Source organism: Flavobacterium supellecticarium, from assembly GCF_004801375.1.
Classification (GTDB): Bacteria; Bacteroidota; Bacteroidia; order Flavobacteriales; family Flavobacteriaceae; genus Flavobacterium; species Flavobacterium supellecticarium.
In genome coordinates, this window is the sequence record NZ_SSNZ01000005.1 from 121,863 (window position 1) to 140,485 (window position 18,623).

The 18,623-nt window shown below is 40.4% G+C and carries 16 protein-coding genes; 13 read left to right on the forward strand and 3 right to left on the reverse strand.

All coding sequences use genetic code 11. From position 1 onward, the window contains the following. Positions 1-12 precede the first annotated feature (12 nt). Positions 13-2,079: a M13 family metallopeptidase gene (locus tag E6C50_RS12155; RefSeq protein WP_136403580.1), complete on the reverse strand. Its 2,067-nt coding sequence runs from the start codon at positions 2,077-2,079 to the stop codon at positions 13-15. Between the two features lie 170 nt (positions 2,080-2,249). Here E6C50_RS12155 and E6C50_RS12160 point away from each other — a divergent pair, with 170 nt between their 5' ends. From E6C50_RS12160 to E6C50_RS12175, 4 genes are all read left to right on the forward strand, one after another. Beyond that, positions 2,250-2,921, forward strand: a complete 672-nt coding sequence (locus E6C50_RS12160) for an SCO family protein (protein ID WP_136403502.1) — start codon at positions 2,250-2,252, stop codon at positions 2,919-2,921. A 106-nt stretch (positions 2,922-3,027) separates the two neighbouring features. After that, positions 3,028-3,261, forward strand: coding sequence for a FeoA family protein (locus E6C50_RS12165; protein ID WP_136403503.1), 234 nt, complete (start codon positions 3,028-3,030; stop codon positions 3,259-3,261). Between the two features lie 4 nt (positions 3,262-3,265). Beyond that, entirely contained in the window at positions 3,266-5,368 is a 2,103-nt protein-coding gene (feoB, locus tag E6C50_RS12170; protein WP_136403504.1) for a ferrous iron transport protein B, read from the forward strand. A gap of 2 nt (positions 5,369-5,370) precedes the next feature. Then, positions 5,371-5,496, forward strand: a complete 126-nt coding sequence (locus tag E6C50_RS12175) for a FeoB-associated Cys-rich membrane protein (RefSeq protein ID WP_136403505.1) — start codon at positions 5,371-5,373, stop codon at positions 5,494-5,496. Here E6C50_RS12175 and E6C50_RS12180 read toward each other — a convergent pair. Together E6C50_RS12180 and E6C50_RS12185 are read right to left on the reverse strand one after the other, a co-directional pair. Beyond that, positions 5,493-7,379, reverse strand: coding sequence for an Nramp family divalent metal transporter (locus E6C50_RS12180; RefSeq protein ID WP_136403506.1), 1,887 nt, complete (start codon positions 7,377-7,379; stop codon positions 5,493-5,495). The two genes, E6C50_RS12175 and E6C50_RS12180, sit on opposite strands and share 4 nt — an antisense overlap. 2 nt (positions 7,380-7,381) lie before the next feature. Further along, on the reverse strand, positions 7,382-8,038 hold the full coding sequence (locus tag E6C50_RS12185; RefSeq protein ID WP_136403507.1) for a metal-dependent transcriptional regulator: 657 nt from the start codon (positions 8,036-8,038) through the stop codon (positions 7,382-7,384). Positions 8,039-8,137: 99 nt separating this feature from the next. On the opposite strand from E6C50_RS12185, the gene E6C50_RS12190 reads away from it, so the two are divergent. The 9 genes from E6C50_RS12190 (at position 8,138) to E6C50_RS12230 (ending at position 18,585) form a co-directional block, all read left to right on the forward strand. Further along, entirely contained in the window at positions 8,138-10,396 is a 2,259-nt protein-coding gene (locus E6C50_RS12190; protein ID WP_136403508.1) for a TonB-dependent receptor, read from the forward strand. Beyond that, on the forward strand, positions 10,396-10,857 hold the full coding sequence (locus tag E6C50_RS12195; RefSeq protein ID WP_136403509.1) for a thioredoxin family protein: 462 nt from the start codon (positions 10,396-10,398) through the stop codon (positions 10,855-10,857). Before E6C50_RS12190 ends, E6C50_RS12195 begins: the two co-directional genes overlap by 1 nt. Positions 10,858-11,189: 332 nt before the next feature. Further along, the gene (locus E6C50_RS12200) at positions 11,190-13,565 is read left to right on the forward strand and encodes a TonB-dependent receptor (RefSeq protein WP_136403510.1); all 2,376 of its coding nucleotides are present in this window, start codon (positions 11,190-11,192) and stop codon (positions 13,563-13,565) included. A 151-nt stretch (positions 13,566-13,716) separates the two neighbouring features. Then, positions 13,717-14,127 (forward strand): BrxA/BrxB family bacilliredoxin, encoded by a 411-nt coding sequence (locus E6C50_RS12205; RefSeq protein ID WP_136403511.1) that lies wholly within the window; start codon positions 13,717-13,719, stop codon positions 14,125-14,127. An 87-nt stretch (positions 14,128-14,214) separates the two neighbouring features. Further along, positions 14,215-14,949, forward strand: coding sequence for a lysophospholipid acyltransferase family protein (locus tag E6C50_RS12210; RefSeq protein WP_136403512.1), 735 nt, complete (start codon positions 14,215-14,217; stop codon positions 14,947-14,949). A 4-nt stretch (positions 14,950-14,953) separates the two neighbouring features. Continuing rightward, a complete protein-coding gene (locus tag E6C50_RS12215; RefSeq protein ID WP_136403513.1) occupies positions 14,954-15,943 on the forward strand; it encodes an acyl-ACP desaturase in 990 nt (329 codons plus the stop codon). 52 nt (positions 15,944-15,995) lie between these two features. After that, positions 15,996-16,643, forward strand: a complete 648-nt coding sequence (locus E6C50_RS12220) for an HD domain-containing protein (RefSeq protein ID WP_136403514.1) — start codon at positions 15,996-15,998, stop codon at positions 16,641-16,643. A gap of 110 nt (positions 16,644-16,753) precedes the next feature. Beyond that, on the forward strand, positions 16,754-18,031 hold the full coding sequence (locus tag E6C50_RS12225; protein ID WP_136403515.1) for a DUF2157 domain-containing protein: 1,278 nt from the start codon (positions 16,754-16,756) through the stop codon (positions 18,029-18,031). Continuing rightward, the gene (locus tag E6C50_RS12230; RefSeq protein WP_136403516.1) at positions 18,028-18,585 is read left to right on the forward strand and encodes a GDYXXLXY domain-containing protein; all 558 of its coding nucleotides are present in this window, start codon (positions 18,028-18,030) and stop codon (positions 18,583-18,585) included. Before E6C50_RS12225 ends, E6C50_RS12230 begins: the two co-directional genes overlap by 4 nt. The last annotated feature ends 38 nt before the right edge of the window (positions 18,586-18,623 follow it).

Genomic DNA, 18,623 nt, shown 5'->3' on the forward strand with positions numbered 1-18,623 from the left:
GAGGCTTTTGCATTACCAGATCTTAACTCTGTCTTCTGGTTTTACATATAATTTATCGCCCGGTTTAATGCTAAATGCTTCGTAGAAAGCATCCACATTTTGCAACGGCACATAAGCACGGTACATTCCCGGTGAGTGTGGGTCGGTTTTCACCTGATTTTTAATTGCCTCGTCTCTCATTTTAGAACGCCAGATGGTCGCCCATGAAATAAAGAAACGTTGTTCCGGTGTAAATCCGTCGATTAATCCAGGGTTTCCGTTTTTCTTAAGGAATAATTGTAGTCCGTCATAAGCAGCATTAACACCACCAAGGTCACCAATGTTTTCACCTAACGTAAATTTACCATCTACGAAGGTTCCCGGTAGTGGCTCCAAAGCACTGTATTGCGCTGCCAAAGCACCTCCTAAACCGGTAAATTGTTTTAAATCTTCGTCCGTCCACCAGTTTACTAAGTTTCCATCGGCATTGTAACGCGCTCCGGAATCATCAAAACCGTGTGAAATTTCGTGTCCGATAACCGCTCCGATTCCACCGTAGTTAACCGCCTCATCCGCTTTATAATCGTAGAATGGCGGTTGTAAAATTGCAGCCGGGAATACGATTTCGTTATACGACGGATTGAAATAAGCATTTACTGTTTGCGGTGACATTCCCCAACGGGTTTTGTCTACCGGCTTTTTCAAATCGTCGATATTTTCCTGGAATCCCCAACGGGCTACGTTTTTCATGTTTTCATAGTACGCACCACCATTAGCAGGTCCTGTAATTACCAATTTGGAATAATCTTTCCATTTATCCGGATATCCGATTTTAACGGTCGACTTACGCAATTTTTGGATCGCTCCCTGTTTGGTTGCCGGTGTCATCCAAGGCAAACGGTTGATACGATTTTCGAAAGCTAAGAATACGTTTTCGATCATCGCTTTGGCTTTGGCTTTGGCCTCGGCCGGGAATTTTTCGGCTACATATAATTTACCTAAGGCTTCTCCTACTGTTCCGTTTACAACCTGTAACGCTCTTTCTTCTCTAGGACGTTGTTTGATCGCTCCTTGTAATGTTTTGCTGTAGAAATCCCAGTTTGCATTTTCAATATCAGTTGTCAATACCCCTGTCGATTTGTTGATCAATGTCCAACGTAAATACGCTTTCCAACTGTCTACATCATTTTGTTTGAAGATGTCTTCCAAAGCCGTCATATAACGCGGTTGTGATACCACTAACGAATCCAGGTTTTGTATGCCTACTCCTTCAAAATAGTTTTTCCAGTTTACCGATGGTGTCAATTTTTGTAAATCGGCTACCCGCATCGGGTTGTATGTTTTTCGTCTGTCGCGACGTTCCACACGATCCAGTCTTGGTTTGGCCATTGCTGTTTCCAATGCCAATACTTTATTCGCATCTTCTTTCGCCTGGGTTGGTCCTTCCCCTAAAAACTGCAACATACGCGCTACGTGCGCTACGTATTTTTCTCTTTTTTCTTTTGAATCGGCATCATCCGACACATAATAATCACGATCCGGTAATCCAAGACTTCCCAAACCTACATATACTACGTTACGGTTACTGTTTTTAGCATCGGCTCCTACTCCCATTCCATAGAATCCCATACCGCCTTCCGATTCCATTTCCAGTAAAAGCGCATTCAGATCCTGTACGTTTTTAACCGCATTGATTTTGGCTAATGTCGCTTTAATCGGATCAATACCTCTTTTGTCTCGGGCAATGGTATCCATAAAAGTTTTATACACATTTACCGCTTTCGCCTGATCGGAATTCGGATCCAGATTTTTGTCGGCTGCCGCTTTTTTTAAGATCGCTAATGCATCTTTATCCGTATTCTGGCGTAGTTCGTCAAAACTTCCCCAACGGGTTTTATCGCTTGGAATTTCGGTTTTGTCATACCAGGTTCCGTTTACATAACGGAAGAAATCGTCACCCGGTTTAACCGATTTGTCCATATAGCTCAAATTGATGCCCGGATGCGTCGCCTGCTTGTCGGCCGATGCGGTAGTCTGTCCTGATTTACAGGAAAACAAAACCAACGTAGCGGTTGCGCCAAGTAATACGCCTTTATTCATTTTTATTTCCATATTGTTAATTTTGGTTGCTATTTGTGTTTCGGATAACAAAAATAAGAATTCATCGCCGAATCGCTTTTTTTATTTGTTAAAATTAAACCTGCTGTGATTTAGGTAATATTTAACCCCCTAATAGCGAACTTCTTTATACTTTTGCAAAAAATTATATCATGCTTCGCTTTTTCAAAAAATACCGACTGTTTTTTATCGTTCTTTTTGTTCTTTCCGCTATTATCATTACGCTTTTTTATAACGCACTGACGCCTAAAAAACACTTGCCTATCTATTCACCGTCTATGGTTAATCCGGAATTGGTGGATACCACGATACAACACGTAGCCAACAAACATACTATTGCTGATTTTGCTTTTGTCAATCAAAACGGAAAAACGATTACTCAAAAGGATTACGAAGGGAAAATTTATGTGGCCGATTTCTTTTTTACCACTTGTCCGACTATTTGTCCGATTATGACCACTAATATGGTATGGCTTCAGGACAAAATCAAAAACAATCCTAAGGTAATGTTGTTGTCACATTCGGTAACACCTGATATCGATAGTGTACCGGTGTTAAAAAAATATGCACTGGAAAAAGGCGTGATTGACAGCAAATGGAATTTGGTTACCGGAGACAAAAAAGACATTTATTATATTGCCCGTAAATCGTATCTGGCTGTTAAAACCGGAAAGCCGGAAGAACTTTATGATATGGTACATACCGAAAATTTTGTGTTAGTCGATAGCAAACGTCGTGTCCGCGGTTTTTACGACGGAACCAAAATGGAGGATGTGCAACGACTACTGGACGACATCAACTGGTTGTCGGCTCAGGAAAAATAATCCGCTAAAGACGGATTCATAAAAAAATGTAAAAGTCCGTTTTAACATGGCGTATCCGTTTTAAATGCTTACTTTTGTAGTTCTATTTTAATTCAATCTAAATAAGGTGAAAATTACGTTAGCCCAGATAAAAAAAGGACAGAAAGCTTTGATTAACGACTTTAATGTTGACGTTATCCCTCTTAAACTACTGGAAATGGGATGTCTTCCGGGTAATACCGTAGAGTTGTTACAAGTGGCACCACTGGGTGATCCGTTATATATCAATGTTAACGACAGCCACGTAGCGATTCGCCTTGAAACCGCCAGACAAATTGAGGTTGAAATTATAAAGGAATAAGTTCATGAGTACAAGCACGTTAAAAGTAGCCTTAATAGGTAATCCGAACACCGGAAAAACATCCGTCTTTAATCAGCTAACCGGCTTAAACCAAAAAGTAGGAAACTATCCGGGTATCACGGTCGACAAAAAGCAAGGGGTTTCCAAGTTATCCCCTTCCGTTAAAGCGACTATTCTTGACCTACCGGGGACGTATAGTTTAAACGCCAGCTCACTCGACGAAAATGTCGTGATCGAGTTGTTGATGAATAAAAACGACAAGGATTTTCCCGATGTTGCCGTGGTGGTTACCGAAGTGGAAAACTTAAAACGAAACCTGCTGCTTTTTACTCAGATAAAAGATCTGGAAATTCCTACCATTTTGGTGATCAATATGTCCGACCGTATGGAACAGAAAGGAATTACGTTGGATATTCCGTATTTGGAAAAGGAATTAAAAACCAAAATTGCTTTGGTAAGTTCCCGTAAAAAAACGGGGATTGAAAATCTAAAAAACCTGATCATCAATTACAAAGAGCTTTCTACAGAACCATGTTTGAATGCTTCCGAAATCGATCCGGACTATTTTAACAACCTGCGTCATACTTTTCCAAATCAGCTGTTGTATAAATTATGGCTGGTGATTACGCAGGATGTAAACTTTGGAAACCTGCACCGCAACGAAGTTTCAATCCAATCGTTTGTTAAATCGGAGGCAGAATTAAAACGATTACAACAAAAAGAAACTATAAAACGCTATCAGTTTATCAACGATGTGCTAAAAGTGGGCTATACCGTTAACCGCGAAGCGGCAACCGATATCCGCGCCCGACTGGATCGTGTTTTAACGCATAAATTTTTTGGTTATATCATCTTTTTTGGTATTCTCCTGTTAATCTTCCAGTCGATTTTTAGCTGGTCGAGTATTCCGATGGATTTTATTGATGAAAGTTTTGCATCACTAAGTGCCTATGCTGCCGAAAATTTACCTCCCGGATTATTGACCGATTTGATTTCGGAAGGAATCATTCCCGGACTGGGCGGTATCATTATTTTTATTCCGCAAATCGCATTTCTGTTCCTGTTTATTTCCATTTTGGAAGAAAGCGGTTATATGAGTCGTGTGGTGTTCCTGATGGACAAAATCATGCGTCGCTTTGGTCTGAGTGGTAAAAGTGTGGTGCCTTTAATTTCCGGAACGGCATGTGCGATCCCGGCCATTATGGCGGCGCGTAATATCGAAAGCTGGAAGGAAAGACTGATCACCATATTGGTCACGCCTTTTACAACTTGTTCGGCACGTTTACCGGTATATGCGATCTTAATTTCATTGATCATCCCTGAAAAACACCTATTGGGTATTTTCAATTTACAAGGATTAACGTTAATGACCTTATACTTGTTGGGCTTTGGAATGGCTATTTTTTCGGCTTATATTCTGAACAAAATCCTGAAAGTAAAAGGGAAATCCTATTTTGTGATTGAAATGCCGGATTATAAAGTCCCGTTATTTAAAAACGTAGCCTTAAATGTGATCGAAAAAACCAAAGCCTTTGTTTTTGGAGCTGGTAAAATTATCCTGGCACTGTCTGTTATTTTATGGTTTCTGGGTTCTCATGGGCCTGGTGGGAACTTTAAAAATGCCGAACAAATTATCGAACAGGAATTAGCACAAAATAAAATCAGCGGTGAAAAAGAAGACTTGGTTGCTTCATATAAATTAGAAAATTCCTATATCGGAATAATCGGAAAATCGATCGAACCGGTGATCCGCCCGTTGGGATATGACTGGAAAATCGGTATCGCTGTGGTGACTTCCTTTGCCGCCCGTGAAGTTTTTGTAGGAACTTTAGCTACGATTTACAGTGTAGGGAGTCATTCCGAAGAAGAAACTACGATTAAAAACCGAATGAATGCCGAGATCAATCCGATTACCGGCGGAAAAGTATTTAATCTTGCCACCGGTGTTTCCCTATTGTTGTTCTATGCTTTTGCGATGCAGTGTATCTCAACACTGGCTATCACTAAAAAAGAGACCAATTCCTGGAAATGGCCGATGATTCAATTGGTGTTTATGAGTGGATTTGCGTATGTCGTTTCACTGGTTGCGTATCAAATTTTGCAATAATCATGATCGATTTTCAACAAATAGCAGTATATGTAATTCTGGCCGCAGCCGTACTTTTCCTGATCCGAAAATACTTCTGGAAAAAGAAAAAGAAAAATTGCGGTGGCCCGGATTGCGGGTGTAGTTAATGGTCTTTAACGACTAAAAGCGGAATGGTGATTTTGTGCCGTACCGCGTCGACCGTAGTACCCAACAACAGGTCTTTAAACCAGTTGTGTCCGTGTGCGCCCAAGACCAATATATCGAAATCATTCTCATTGACCACTTTGGCAATACTTTTTTTCGGACTTCCGAAATCCAGTATACTACTAACCTGATAACCGCGCGCTTCCAATGCTTTCTGATATTCTTCCAGATAGTAATGATCACTGGTTGTTTCATAGTCATGGGTTTCATTCCCATGTACCATAGCTCCGACCGTTTCCACGACGTGAATAATCGTATAATGTGCCGTTTTTCCGCCCAGTTGTAAAGCACTCGCAATACTCTTCTGATCTGTTTTTGAAAAATCCAGCGCAATGGCTATTTTGGAATATACGATTGGTTCATTGGATTCGCTTACTACGATTTCATTGATATGCGGAACCAGATTCGGAATCGTTCTGTTTTTTTCCACAAATGGTTTGATGATAATATAGAGTAGCAAAAAGGCTGCGAAAATGGCAATTGGCACCACAAACAACCAGATATAAATAGGATTTTCGGAAGTAGTAACCCAGGTTTCAATTTCATCGAAAACCAGTTTAGCGTTTAATGTTACGATAATCAGCGCGATAAGCCACGATGCTATTTTAGTCCATTTTCCAATGGCAAATCCCTGCATTTTTGTTTTATCACTTACAAAATGAATCAACGGTATGATGGCAAATCCCAATTGTAAACTTAAAATCACCTGACTCAACAAGAGTAATTTTCCAGTGGCCGCTTCCCCAAAATAAATGATCGCTACCAACGCCGGGACTATCGCAATTAAACGGGTAATGATCCGGCGCACCCACGGTTGAATCCGTAAATTCAGATAGCCTTCCATAACAATTTGTCCGGCTAGTGTTCCGGTTATCGTAGAACTTTGTCCGGCAGCAATCAATGCCACAGCAAATAAGATCGAAGCCCAATGCGTCCCCAGTAAGGGTTCTAATAATCGGTGTGCATCCTGAATTTCGGCCACTTCGTGCATGCCGTTTTTATAAAAAGCGGCTGCGGCTAAAATCAAAATTGCCGCATTGACAAAAAAAGCCATGTTTAACGCCAGAAACGAATCGAGAAAATTATACCGGATTGCCTGTTTGATTCCTTTTTTGCTGCGATCGAATTTCCGTGTCTGAACCAATGACGAATGCAGATAAAGATTGTGTGGCATGACTGTGGCTCCGATGATTCCGATGGCAATATATAAAGCCGTACTATCGGGTATGGAAGGGATAAGCCCTCGCGCGATTTCAGTGACATCGGGTTTTGCCAGAAACATTTCGATTAGGAATGACAAACCGATAATAGCAATCAATGCGATAATAAAGGCTTCCATTTTCCGGATTCCTTTATTCAGTAAAAACAACAGTAAAAAAGTATCCAACATCGTAATACTAACACCCCAAAGCAACGGAATATCGAATAACAATTGCAATCCGATAGCCATTCCGAGCACTTCGGCAAGGTCGCAGGCTGCAATAGCAATCTCCGCCAAAAGATACAAAACCATATTCACCGGACGGGAGTACGTATCACGCGAAGCCTGAGCCAAATCCCGCTGGCGGACAATTCCCAACCGGGCGCTAAGACTTTGTAATAGCAACGCCATAATATTGGACATCAGTAGTACCCAAATCAGTTTATAACCAAACTGACTTCCCCCTGCAATATCGGTTGCCCAGTTTCCCGGATCCATATAACCGACACTCACCATATAGGCCGGGCCAAAAAAGGCCAGGATTTTTTTCCATATCGACGTATTTTGTACTATGGCAACCGATTCGTGTACTTCTTCCAGTGAATTTGTTGTTTTTCGCGTCATAATCAGGTGGCTAGTTTCACAAAGAGATTATTCGCAATCTTATTCGATATAATCATTTCTTTTCCGTCTACAATAATCGTTAACGACATATCAAAAGTTTCCTTACCGATGATCTCAATTTTCGATCCCAATGCGATTTGCTGTTTGTCCAGGTATTGTAAAAAACTCGAAGCTGAGTCTTTTACGCCCACACATATCCCTTTTTGTCCTGTTTCCAGATCGGATAACAATTGTTTGTCTATCTTTTTGATCTCTCCTTTTGCATTCGGAATCGGATCCCCATGCGGATCTTCTGTCGGAAAGCCTAAAAAAGCATCCAGTTTATTGATCAGTTTTTCCGATTTGATATGTTCCAGTTCTTCCGCTACATCGTGTACCTCATCCCAGGTGAAATCAAGCTTTTCAACCAGAAACACCTCCCATAAACGATGCTTACGTACAATCATCTTGGCCGCCAACAAGCCTTTTTCCGTTAAGGTTACTCCCTGGTATTTTTGGTACAGGATTAGTTCTTTTTCAGCCAGTTTTTTAACCATATCGGTAACCGACGAAGCTTTACTTTCGATCATGCCGGCAATGGCGTTGGTATTAACACCTCTTGGCGAAACAACCGACAAATGGTAGATGACTTTTAAATAGTTCTCTTCTGAATGCGTCATGGTTAAATTTTATGTTTTCAAAAATACAAATTTTTTTGATTCAAAAAATATTTTTAGTTTTGTCTAAATTTTAATTTCGTTTTAATCTAAAATAATATTGTGAAAAATCTAATTCTATGCTGTCTTACCTGCCTTTTAAGTGGTTACTCCGTTTCGGCTCAAACTACAATAAAAGGGAAAGTCACTTCCGATGGCGTTCCGCTACACTATGCCAATGTGGTTATTGCCAAAACGCAACTCGGCGCTTCGACCGATGCCAACGGGCTTTTTACAATTGAAAACGTTTCGGATGGAACCTACGAAATTCAGGTAAGCTTTACCGGTTTCCGTTCGCAACGAAAAAATATAACAATTCTTAACGCGACTCCTGCAACGGTTCATTTCGATCTGAAAGAAAACCAGTCGCTGGACGAAGTCGTAGTGACCGGTACACTGAAAGCGGTGAACAGACTCGAAAGCCCTGTTCCCGTTGAAGTGTACAAACCTACTTTCTTTAAAAAGAATCCCACTTCCAATATTTTTGAGGCTTTACAAAATGTAAACGGGGTACGTCCGCAACTCAACTGTAATGTTTGCAATACCGGCGACATTCATATTAACGGCCTGGAAGGTCCGTATACTTTGGTTTTGATTGACGGAATGCCTATTGTAAGTGGCTTATCAACCGTCTATGGCTTGTCGGGTATTCCAAACTCGCTGTTGGAACGGGTAGAAGTTGTAAAAGGACCTGCGTCTTCTTTATATGGCAGTGAAGCCGTAGGCGGACTGATCAATATTATAACCAAAAGCCCGAAAAATGCACCGGTGTTTTCGGCCGATGCCTTCGGAACCAGTTGGGGCGAACTGAATACCGATTTGGGTTTTAAATCCAATATCGGAAAATCGGTTTCCTTTTTAACCGGTGTCAATTATTTTAATTACAGCAATCCTACCGACAAAAACAATGATAATTTCACCGATGTGACACTGCAGCATCGGGTTTCAGTTTTTCAGAAATGGAATTTTAACCGGAAAAGCAACAAGCTGTTTTCAATCGCCGGACGCTATTTTTACGAAGATCGTTGGGGCGGTGAGATGCAATGGGAAAAGAAATACCGCGGTGGCGACGAAGTTTACGGGGAAAGCATTTACACCAAACGCTGGGAGCTGATCGGTGCCTACGAACTACCCGTGAGTGAAAAAATGCTGCTTTCGTTTTCCTATACCGATCACGATCAGAATTCTGTTTATGGTAATTCGCCTTTTATGGCCGTTCAACGTATTGGTTTCGGACAACTTACATGGGATAAAAAGATTAAAAATCACGATTTGTTGTTCGGGACCGCGATCCGTTATCAATTGTATAACGATAATACACCGGCTACGACTACTGCTGATGAAACCTGGATTCCGAGTGTTTTTGTACAGGATGAAATTTCTTTCGCCGAAAAACACAGTATTTTATTAGGTGCCCGATACGATTACAACAGCAACCACGGTTCTATTTTCACACCGCGTTTTGCCTATAAATGGAAAGTGGACGATACCAATATTATCCGACTCAATGCCGGAACCGGATTCCGAATTGTCAATTTGTTTACCGAAGAACATGCCGCACTTACCGGTTCGCGCGATGTAATTGTGGTAGGCGATTTAAAACCCGAACGCTCGTATAACGTCAACCTGAATTATCTGAAAAAATTCTATTTCGGAGACGGCAATTTTATCGGACTTGAAACGAGCGCATGGTATACCTATTTTACCAATTCGATTATTCCGGATTACGATACCAATCCGAATCAGATCATCTATAAAAACCTGGACGGACATGCCATTACCAAAGGGATCAGTGCCAATATCGATATGGTGTTTAACAACGGTTTAAAAGTCATTCTTGGCGCAACCTATATGGATGTGAATAAAACCGAAAACGGTGTCACCACACGACAGATGCTCACGGAACGTTTTTCCGGAACCTGGGCGATTTCGTATAAAATTCCGAAATTGTATCTGGATATCGATTATACCGGAAATCTTTACGGACCGATGCGTTTACCGTTGTTAGGTCCGTTGGATCCCAGAAAAGAATATTCGCCGGTGTGGAGTATTCAAAACATACAACTGACCTACACCAGGCTAAAAAATTTCGAAATTTACGGTGGTGTTAAAAATTTACTGAACTGGACACCAAATAAAGGAAATCCGTTTATTATTGCCCGAGCCAATGATCCGTTTGATCATAACGTACAGCACGACACCAACGGAAATGTAATTGCAACACCGGATAATCCGTATGCGCTAACCTTTGATCCGAGTTATGTTTACGGACCAAACCAAGGCATTCGCGGTTTCCTTGGATTGCGCTATACTTTAAAATAATGAAGCCATTTATCCTGATACTGGTGTTTTTCTTTTGGGCTATTCCTCCGGGACGAGCCCAACTGAAAACGTATACTTTTGAAGAAGCCGAAAAACTGGCTAAGGATAATCCGAAACCGTATTTTGTTTTTATCCATACTTCCTGGTGTAAGTATTGCCAGATGATGCAAAAAACGACGCTTCAAAATACGGAAATCATTACGCTTTTAAATGATCATTTCTATTTTATTGCTTTTGATGCTGAAAGTAAGACTACTATTGTATTTCACGATAAAGCCTTCCCTTTCCAGGCTTCCGGGTATCACGAACTGGCTTACGTACTCGGACAGATGGAACGGCAACTTTCTTTCCCGGTTTCCTGTATTCTAAATCGTAACTATGAGATTGTTTTCCAAATCAATCGTTTTTTAACAACACCTGAATTAAAAGTGGTTCTGAATAAAGCTCTTCAAAATCACTAACTGACGCCAAAAACAAGCATTTTTTGCAAAAACAACAGCATAATTTTTATTTTATTTTCACACCCGATAAAACAAAACTTTTCTCAAACATACACCATAATCTTTCAATATATCCCAAAACCACCTTTCAAACCCCATTGTTGTTTGAAAAAATATGTTAAAAAAAAGGGCTTTATACAATAATAATACGTTAACTACAAATTTAAAAATCAAATACAAACACTTGAAATAATGATAGTTAGAATCATTTGAAAATATACCACACTATCTTTTTTTATGTTTTAGGAAAGCCTTAGTTTTGCATTATATTTATTGAGTCTAAATAATGTAATATGAAACTTTTATCGATTCTACTCCTTAGCCTTTTTTTCAGCCTAACCACATTAGCACAAAACGGTACATTAAAAGGAACTGTAACCGACGAAAATAACAATCTGGTAGCACATGCCAATGTTATTATCGCAGAAAGCAACCAGTCAACCATTACCGATACTTCCGGTAATTATGAATTTACCAATCTGAGCTACGGTAAATACACCCTTAAAATTACCAGTCTGTCTTATAAGACGGAAGTCATCATCGTTACCATCGATAAACCAGGTACTACGGTAAACTTCAAGTTAAAAGTGAACGAACAAATGCTGGACGAAGTGGAAGTATTTGGAAAGCGAAACAAACAACCCGAAAAACTTCAGGCTTTAACGCGATTACCGTTAAAACCAAGTGAACAAATCCAGAGTATTTCGATCATCTCCTCCAAACTAATCGAGCAACAAGGAAACCTGACGATTTCCGATGCAACCAAAAACGTACCGGGTGTATACACTTTTGCGACGTATGGCAATAAAAGAGAAAGTATGTCATCCCGTGGTTTCCGTGGCATTCCGATCCTGAAAAACGGTGTTCGTGTAAATTCCGATTTTCGTGGTGTCGGTATTTTAACCGATGCCAGTGGTATCGATAATATCCAGGTATTAAAAGGAACCGCAGCCATTACACAGGGTGTTGCAACCGATATCGGAAGTCCGGGCGGCGTGATCAATATCGTTACGAAAACACCAAAATTCCAGTCAGGCGGAGAGGTTTCACTTCGCGGTGGAAGCTGGGGCTTGTTCCGTCCTACCTTTGATGTATATGGTCCTATCGATGATAACGAAAAAATCGCATTCCGTGTGAATGGTGCCTACGAAAGAAGCGACAGCTACAGAAGTATGATTTCCAGTGAACGACTGTATTTTAACCCGTCATTACAATGGAAAGCCAACGATAAAACTACAATTACCGTAGAAATGGATTACCTTGACGATAGCCGGACTCCGGATTTAGGAACTGTTAATCTGGCCGGAAACGATATAAATGCTATTTACGATTTACCGCATGATAAATTCCTGGGCTTTAAATCCGATCGTGTTTCGACTAAAAATGCCACCTATACGATTCGCGTTGACCGAAAATTAAATGATACTTTTTCATTACGTGCGGCTTACTTTAAATCGGATCTGGCACTTGACGATACCGGAGCCAGCTTGTCACAACTGGCATCAAGCTTTAACGAGCGCAAACGTTCCATTAGCAACAGTACCCGAAAAGACGTAAACGATGTATTACAACTGGATTTAGTCGGACAAGATGTACAAACCGGTTTTGTAAAACATACGTTCCAGGCCGGTATGGATTATTCCAGCAGCAGCGTTTCGACAACCAATTCCAAATCGGTGGCCATTGACACGATCAATGTTTTCGGATCGATCCCTAATAATTACCCGACTCCAAACAGTGTATTGCCTTTTGGTAGTTCCGAAGATTCTAAAACAAGAGCATTAGGCTTATTGGTTCAGGATATGATAACGTGGAACAAATGGTTAAAAACATTTGTCGGATTGCGTTACAGCAGTGTTGAAATTACCAAATCGAGTACCGTGGGAACACAACGCAATGATGCCTGGAATCCGTTGGCAGGACTTATCATTTCCCCGACCCGAAATATTAACCTTTTTGGTTCCTATACCAATAGTTCCAATCCAAGAAGTGCCACTTTATTAAGTAAGGATGGTGAAGAACTGGGTAACGAAAGATGGGATCAGTTTGAAGCCGGTTTTAAAACCACCTGGATTAACGACCGACTTCGTTTTAACCTGACCTTATTTAAGATCAACAACAAAGACATGAATCTTCCGGTTTACGATGAAAACTGGGTAGCCACCGGTTATTATCAAAAAGGAGGTAATGACGAACGTAAAGGTATCGAAGTGGAATTATCCGGTAGAATTCTGGAAAATCTTGAAGTGATCACCGGTTACTCCTATATTGATGCCCAATACAAAGAACATACGGCGTATGTTTATAATTCATCGCCATTAAATACACCAAAGCATACTTTTAATGCCTGGGCTAACTATACGTTTACCGGAAATTTAAAAGGACTTTCACTGGGAGCCGGAGCCTACTATACCGGAAAAAGACCGATGAACGACTGGTCGGCCGGAGCGGTTACCCATGAAGGGATTGTTCCCGGGCAAAAACCGTTCGACATCGATGCCTATATGAATGTAAACGTTCAAGCCGCTTATAAATTTGACCAGCATTGGGGTGTTCGTTTGTTTATCAACAACATCTTTAACGAGATCGGTTATAATGCCTACCGAACATCGTTTATCAATCAAACCGATCCGAGAAACATTTCCGGTATGCTTACGTACCGCTTTTAGCAATACGTTACGATAAAGGTCCTTTGCGGACCTTTATTATTTTTGTCCCAAATGGATCAGAATACAATAACAAATCTTTATGAATCGGATGATTCTGAAATACGGTAAAACTTTGTAACTTTGCGTTCTAAACATCATAAAAAGAATTGTTATGTATCCAGAAGAAATGGTAAAACCAATGCGTGCTGAATTATCAGAAGTTGGTTTTCAGGAATTATATAGTGCCCAGGATGTAGAAAATGCCCTTTCGAAAGAAGGAACTACCTTGGTAGTGGTCAATTCGGTTTGCGGTTGTGCCGCTCGAAATGCACGTCCGGGAGCTCGAATGAGCCTTGATAATGGTAAAAAACCAGATCAGTTGATCACTGTTTTTGCAGGTGTCGATAAAGATGCTGTTGATGCAGCACGTCAGCACATGTTCCCATTCCCACCTTCATCGCCAAGTATGGCTTTGTTTAAAAACGGAGAATTGGTGCATATGTTGGAGCGTCACCACATTGAAGGTCGCCCGGCAGAGATGATTGCCGAAAACCTAAAAGACGCTTATAACGAATACTGTTAATTTTGTTATATAAAATAATAGAAACCACGTTAAAGCGTGGTTTTTTTATTTATTGATTATTTATCTTTGCGCGAAATAGCCACAAGTATGCAAAAAATAATTTCGTATCCGTTATCCGTTATTTACTATCTGTGTTTCGGATTATGTCTGGTGATTTTTCATCCGATCCAATGGATCTGCCTGAATGTTTTTGGCTATCAGGCGCATAAGAAGAGTGTGGATTACCTGAATTTCCTGCTAACCAAGTGTACCAATCTGCTTGGTACTACATATACCTTTGAACACCGCGAGCGCATTCCGAAAAATGTTCCGGTAATTTTTGTAGCCAATCATCAAAGTATGTATGACATCATTGGCATTATCTGGTACCTGCGTCGTTCGCATCCTAAATTCGTAAGTAAAAAAGAATTAGGGCGCGGAATTCCAAGCGTTTCATACAATTTAAGACACGGCGGATCCGTTCTTATAGATAGAAAAGATCCAAAGCAAGCCTTGCCAACTATTAAAGGTCTGGCAGAATATATTGAACAACACCACCGTTCGGCAGTAATTTTCCCGGAAGGAACCCGAAGCAAAACCGGCGCTCCGAAAAAATTCTCCGAAAACGGTTTGAAAATTTTATGTAAATATGCCCCATCAGCCTATATCGTTCCGATATCGATCAATAACTCCTGGAAAATGGCCCGTTTTGGACTTTTCCCGGTTGGATTGGGCAACCCTTTAAAATTCACTATTCACGAACCCTTTGCAGTAAAAGACTATTCCTTCGCGGAAATCATGGAAAAGACCGAAAATGCAGTGGTTCAGGGAATAAAACACTAAGATTATGTCAATAAAAAATGTACGTCTGGAAGTGATGCAATTTCTGGAAAAGAACATCGACAGTTTTGTCGAGCAATATCTGTTGCCAATAGAAAAAATATGGCAGCCAACAGATTTATTGCCCAATTCCGAAAAAGAATCCTTCCTTGATGAAGTAACCGAATTACGCGAAATCGCAAAAGAATTACCGTATGATTTTTGGGTAGTTCTGGTTGGCGATACTATTACCGAAGAAGCACTTCCCACTTACGAATCCTGGTTGATGGATGTCGAAGGTGTGTCACAACACCCGGACAACGGATGGTCCAAATGGATCCGCCAATGGACTGGTGAAGAAAACCGACACGGCGATCTTTTAAATAAATACCTGTACCTTTCCGGACGTGTAAATATGCGTGAAGTAGAAATCACCACGCAGCATTTGATCACCGATGGTTTCGATCCGGGAACCGACCGTGACCCGTATAAAAACTTTGTATTTACAAGCTTTCAGGAATTAGCAACATATGTATCGCACAACCGTGTGGCTCAGATTGCTAAAAAATTTGGTGATCACAAACTTTCCAAAATCTGTAAAATGATTGCCGGAGACGAAATGCGTCACCATCATGCCTATAGCGAGTTTGTAAACCGTATCTTTAAAGTGGATCCAAGTGAGATGATGATGGCTTTTCATTATATGATGAAGCAAAAAATCACGATGCCGGCACATCTGATCCGCGAATCAGGTGAACGAATCGGTACCGCTTTCGAACAGTTTTCAGAATCTGCACAACGTATTGGCGTGTACACTTCTATGGATTATATCGATATTCTTCAGAAACTAATTCAAAAATGGGAGATTGATAAAATTTCCGGTTTGAACGATGAAGCCGAAAAAGCCCGTGATTATTTAATGAAATTACCGGCACGAATGACACGTATCGCCGAGAGGATGGTCGTTTCTCAGGAACCGCATGTTTTTAAATGGGTACAACCGGCTATTATAAAATAATATAACCTATCAAAAATCCTTTCGCAACCGGAAGGATTTTTAAATTATACCGATGATGAGTTTAATTGACAACACTATCCTTTTTGTAAAAAAACAACTTGAAAATACCGAAGGTGGACACGATTGGTTCCATATCGAACGGGTTTACAAAAACGCCTTATTAATCGCTCAGGGTGAAAACTGCGATCTTACCGTGGTAAAACTCGGTGCACTCCTTCATGATGTGGCCGACAGTAAGTTTCACGATGGCGACGAAACGGTTGGGCCAAAAATGGCACGTGCTTTTCTGGAAAGTGAAAACACACCGGAAGAAACAATACAGCATGTGATCAACATTATTGAAAACATTTCGTTTAAAGGCGGAAATTTCGATCGCAAGTTCCATTCGAAAGAACTCGATATAGTTCAGGACGCCGACCGACTGGATGCTATTGGTGCCATCGGAATTGCCCGTGCGTTTAATTACGGTGGTTTTAAAAACAGAACCTTACACAATCCGAATATTCCGGTAAACCTCAACATGTCGAAAGAGGAGTACAAAAAAACGGAAGCGCCGACGATCAATCATTTTTACGAAAAATTATTGTTATTAAAAGATCGTATGAATACCGAAACCGGTAAAAAAATTGCACTGGAACGCCATCACTATATGGAAGGCTTTTTATCGCAGTTTTATGCCGAATGGGATGGCGAGAAATAAAAACATCTTCTCTTTTTCAATTCCATCGCTACAAACTATAGTACAATAAGCACCGGGAAACTGGTGCTTTTTCAATAATAAACCGTATTTTAGTGGTAAATCATCCCGTTATGAGTTCGAAAATTGTCAAAGAATTACCCAAATTAGTTGATGCCCAAATCATCAGTCCGGAAACGGCAAAGGCTATCGAGCACTACTACCGCAATAGTCCGGATACAAAATCGAACAGTCTGTTAACCATTTTTGGAGTCTTGGGTGCGATTCTGATCGGCCTGGGAATCATTCTGATTTTTGCACATAACTGGGACGATTTACCTAAAACCGCTAAAGTTACGCTGGCCTTTCTTCCTCTTGTGATTTGTCAGTTTTTTACCGGTTATACCATCGTAAAACAAAAAAGTACCGTCTGGAAAGAAGTCACCGGAACCTTTTTATTTTTTGCCATTGGCGCCACAATTGCCTTGATCAGTCAGATTTATAATATTCCGGGAAATCTTGGTCATTTCCTGCTTACCTGGATATTACTATCCGTTCCGGTTCTTTATATTTTAAATTCGAATAGCCTGGCGTTATTACATCTTATTTTCGCTACTTATTACGGTGTGGAAGTCGGTTATGGCAAATCCGGTTACCCCTGGTTATACCTGTTGCTTATCGTATTGTTTTTACCGCATTATTACCAGCTTTGCAAACAACACTCCAAAAGTAATATCACATCCGTTTTCCATTGGTTGCTGCCGTTTAGTAGTACCATTATGCTCGGCGCCTTTTTTAGCGGAACCTCCCGTTTGGGCTTTCTGATTTACATTTCATTATTCGGGCTGTTTTACAATATCGGTACACTTTCTTTTTTTAAAGAACACCGCCTGATCAAAAACGGCTACCTCATTTTAGGCGTCCTCGGAACCAGTATTTTATCCCTGATTCTAAGTTCAAAATGGTTTTGGCTGGAATTTTATCAGGCCAATCATTCCAATACCAGTGATCTGATACTGCTTTTGTCTCTACAGATTACCTCCCTTATCCTGATAGGGCGCTATTTTCAAAAAAAGAAAAAAGACCTCCGGCAAATCAATGGTTTCCAAGTACTATTTCTGGTTTTTGACCTGATCTTTCTATTAGGGTTAACCAATAATCTTATCGGAATGATTCTAACCAACATTGTAGTTTTACTAATGGGCGCTTTACTGATCAAAAACGGTTCCCAACTATCCGATTTTACCATACTCAATTATGGTTTGATGGTAATTGCCGTACTGATCATCTGTCGCTTTTTTGATACCAATATTTCTTTTGTCATCCGGGGTTTACTCTTTATTGCTGTCGGTGTCGGATTTTTCTATGCGAATTATATTCTAGTACAGAAAACAAAAAATAACAGGTCATGAAAACAAAACAGCTTTTACTCCTTTTTGGAATCGTTGCCCTGATACAACTCGCTGTTCCGGCTTCCATGATCTGGGATAACCAGCAAACCATCGAAAAAGGTACGGCCTATAAATTTAAAACCGCTCCGGTAGATCCGAACAATCCGTTTGTTGGAAAATATATCGCCTTACAATATACATTGGAATCCTTTCCGTCTAAAGATTCAACCTGGGAAAGTGGCGATCCTGTTTATATTTATCTGACTAAAGATACGGATGGATTTGCCGCTATTAAAAAAGCCGTTAAAGCCAAAGATAAAAACAGTATCGATGATTTTGTTGTGGCTAAAGTAAATTATGCTTTCGATGGAAACGTTCATTTTTCGTTTCCGTTTAACACCTATTATATGGAAGAAAGCAAAGCTTACGATGCAGAAGTAACTTACCGGGAGCAAGCTCGCGATACGACTTCCTATCCAACCTATGCCGTTGTTCATATAAAAGACGGCAACGCAGTATTATCTGATGTGATCATCAAAAACATGCCGATCAAAGACTATGTTCGTAAAAAATAAAAACCCTTATCAAAACTGACAAGGGCTTCTTTTCTCTT

What these genes read in the sequence shown, in the direction of transcription:
- E6C50_RS12230 (WP_136403516.1), top strand. Translation starts at nt 18,028, where the DNA reads ATGAAAACAAAACAGCTTTTACTCCTTTTTGGAATCGTTGCCCTGATA.
- E6C50_RS12225 (WP_136403515.1), top strand. Translation starts at nt 16,754, where the DNA reads ATGAGTTCGAAAATTGTCAAAGAATTACCCAAATTAGTTGATGCCCAA.
- E6C50_RS12215 (WP_136403513.1), top strand. Translation starts at nt 14,954, where the DNA reads ATGTCAATAAAAAATGTACGTCTGGAAGTGATGCAATTTCTGGAAAAG.
- E6C50_RS12200 (WP_136403510.1), top strand. Translation starts at nt 11,190, where the DNA reads ATGAAACTTTTATCGATTCTACTCCTTAGCCTTTTTTTCAGCCTAACC.
- feoB (WP_136403504.1), top strand. Translation starts at nt 3,266, where the DNA reads ATGAGTACAAGCACGTTAAAAGTAGCCTTAATAGGTAATCCGAACACC.
- E6C50_RS12210 (WP_136403512.1), top strand. Translation starts at nt 14,215, where the DNA reads ATGCAAAAAATAATTTCGTATCCGTTATCCGTTATTTACTATCTGTGT.
- E6C50_RS12185 (WP_136403507.1), bottom strand. Translation starts at nt 8,038, where the DNA reads ATGACGCATTCAGAAGAGAACTATTTAAAAGTCATCTACCATTTGTCG.
- E6C50_RS12220 (WP_136403514.1), top strand. Translation starts at nt 15,996, where the DNA reads ATGATGAGTTTAATTGACAACACTATCCTTTTTGTAAAAAAACAACTT.
- E6C50_RS12175 (WP_136403505.1), top strand. Translation starts at nt 5,371, where the DNA reads ATGATCGATTTTCAACAAATAGCAGTATATGTAATTCTGGCCGCAGCC.
- E6C50_RS12160 (WP_136403502.1), top strand. Translation starts at nt 2,250, where the DNA reads ATGCTTCGCTTTTTCAAAAAATACCGACTGTTTTTTATCGTTCTTTTT.
- E6C50_RS12155 (WP_136403580.1), bottom strand. Translation starts at nt 2,079, where the DNA reads ATGAATAAAGGCGTATTACTTGGCGCAACCGCTACGTTGGTTTTGTTT.
- E6C50_RS12205 (WP_136403511.1), top strand. Translation starts at nt 13,717, where the DNA reads ATGTATCCAGAAGAAATGGTAAAACCAATGCGTGCTGAATTATCAGAA.
- E6C50_RS12180 (WP_136403506.1), bottom strand. Translation starts at nt 7,379, where the DNA reads ATGACGCGAAAAACAACAAATTCACTGGAAGAAGTACACGAATCGGTT.
- E6C50_RS12195 (WP_136403509.1), top strand. Translation starts at nt 10,396, where the DNA reads ATGAAGCCATTTATCCTGATACTGGTGTTTTTCTTTTGGGCTATTCCT.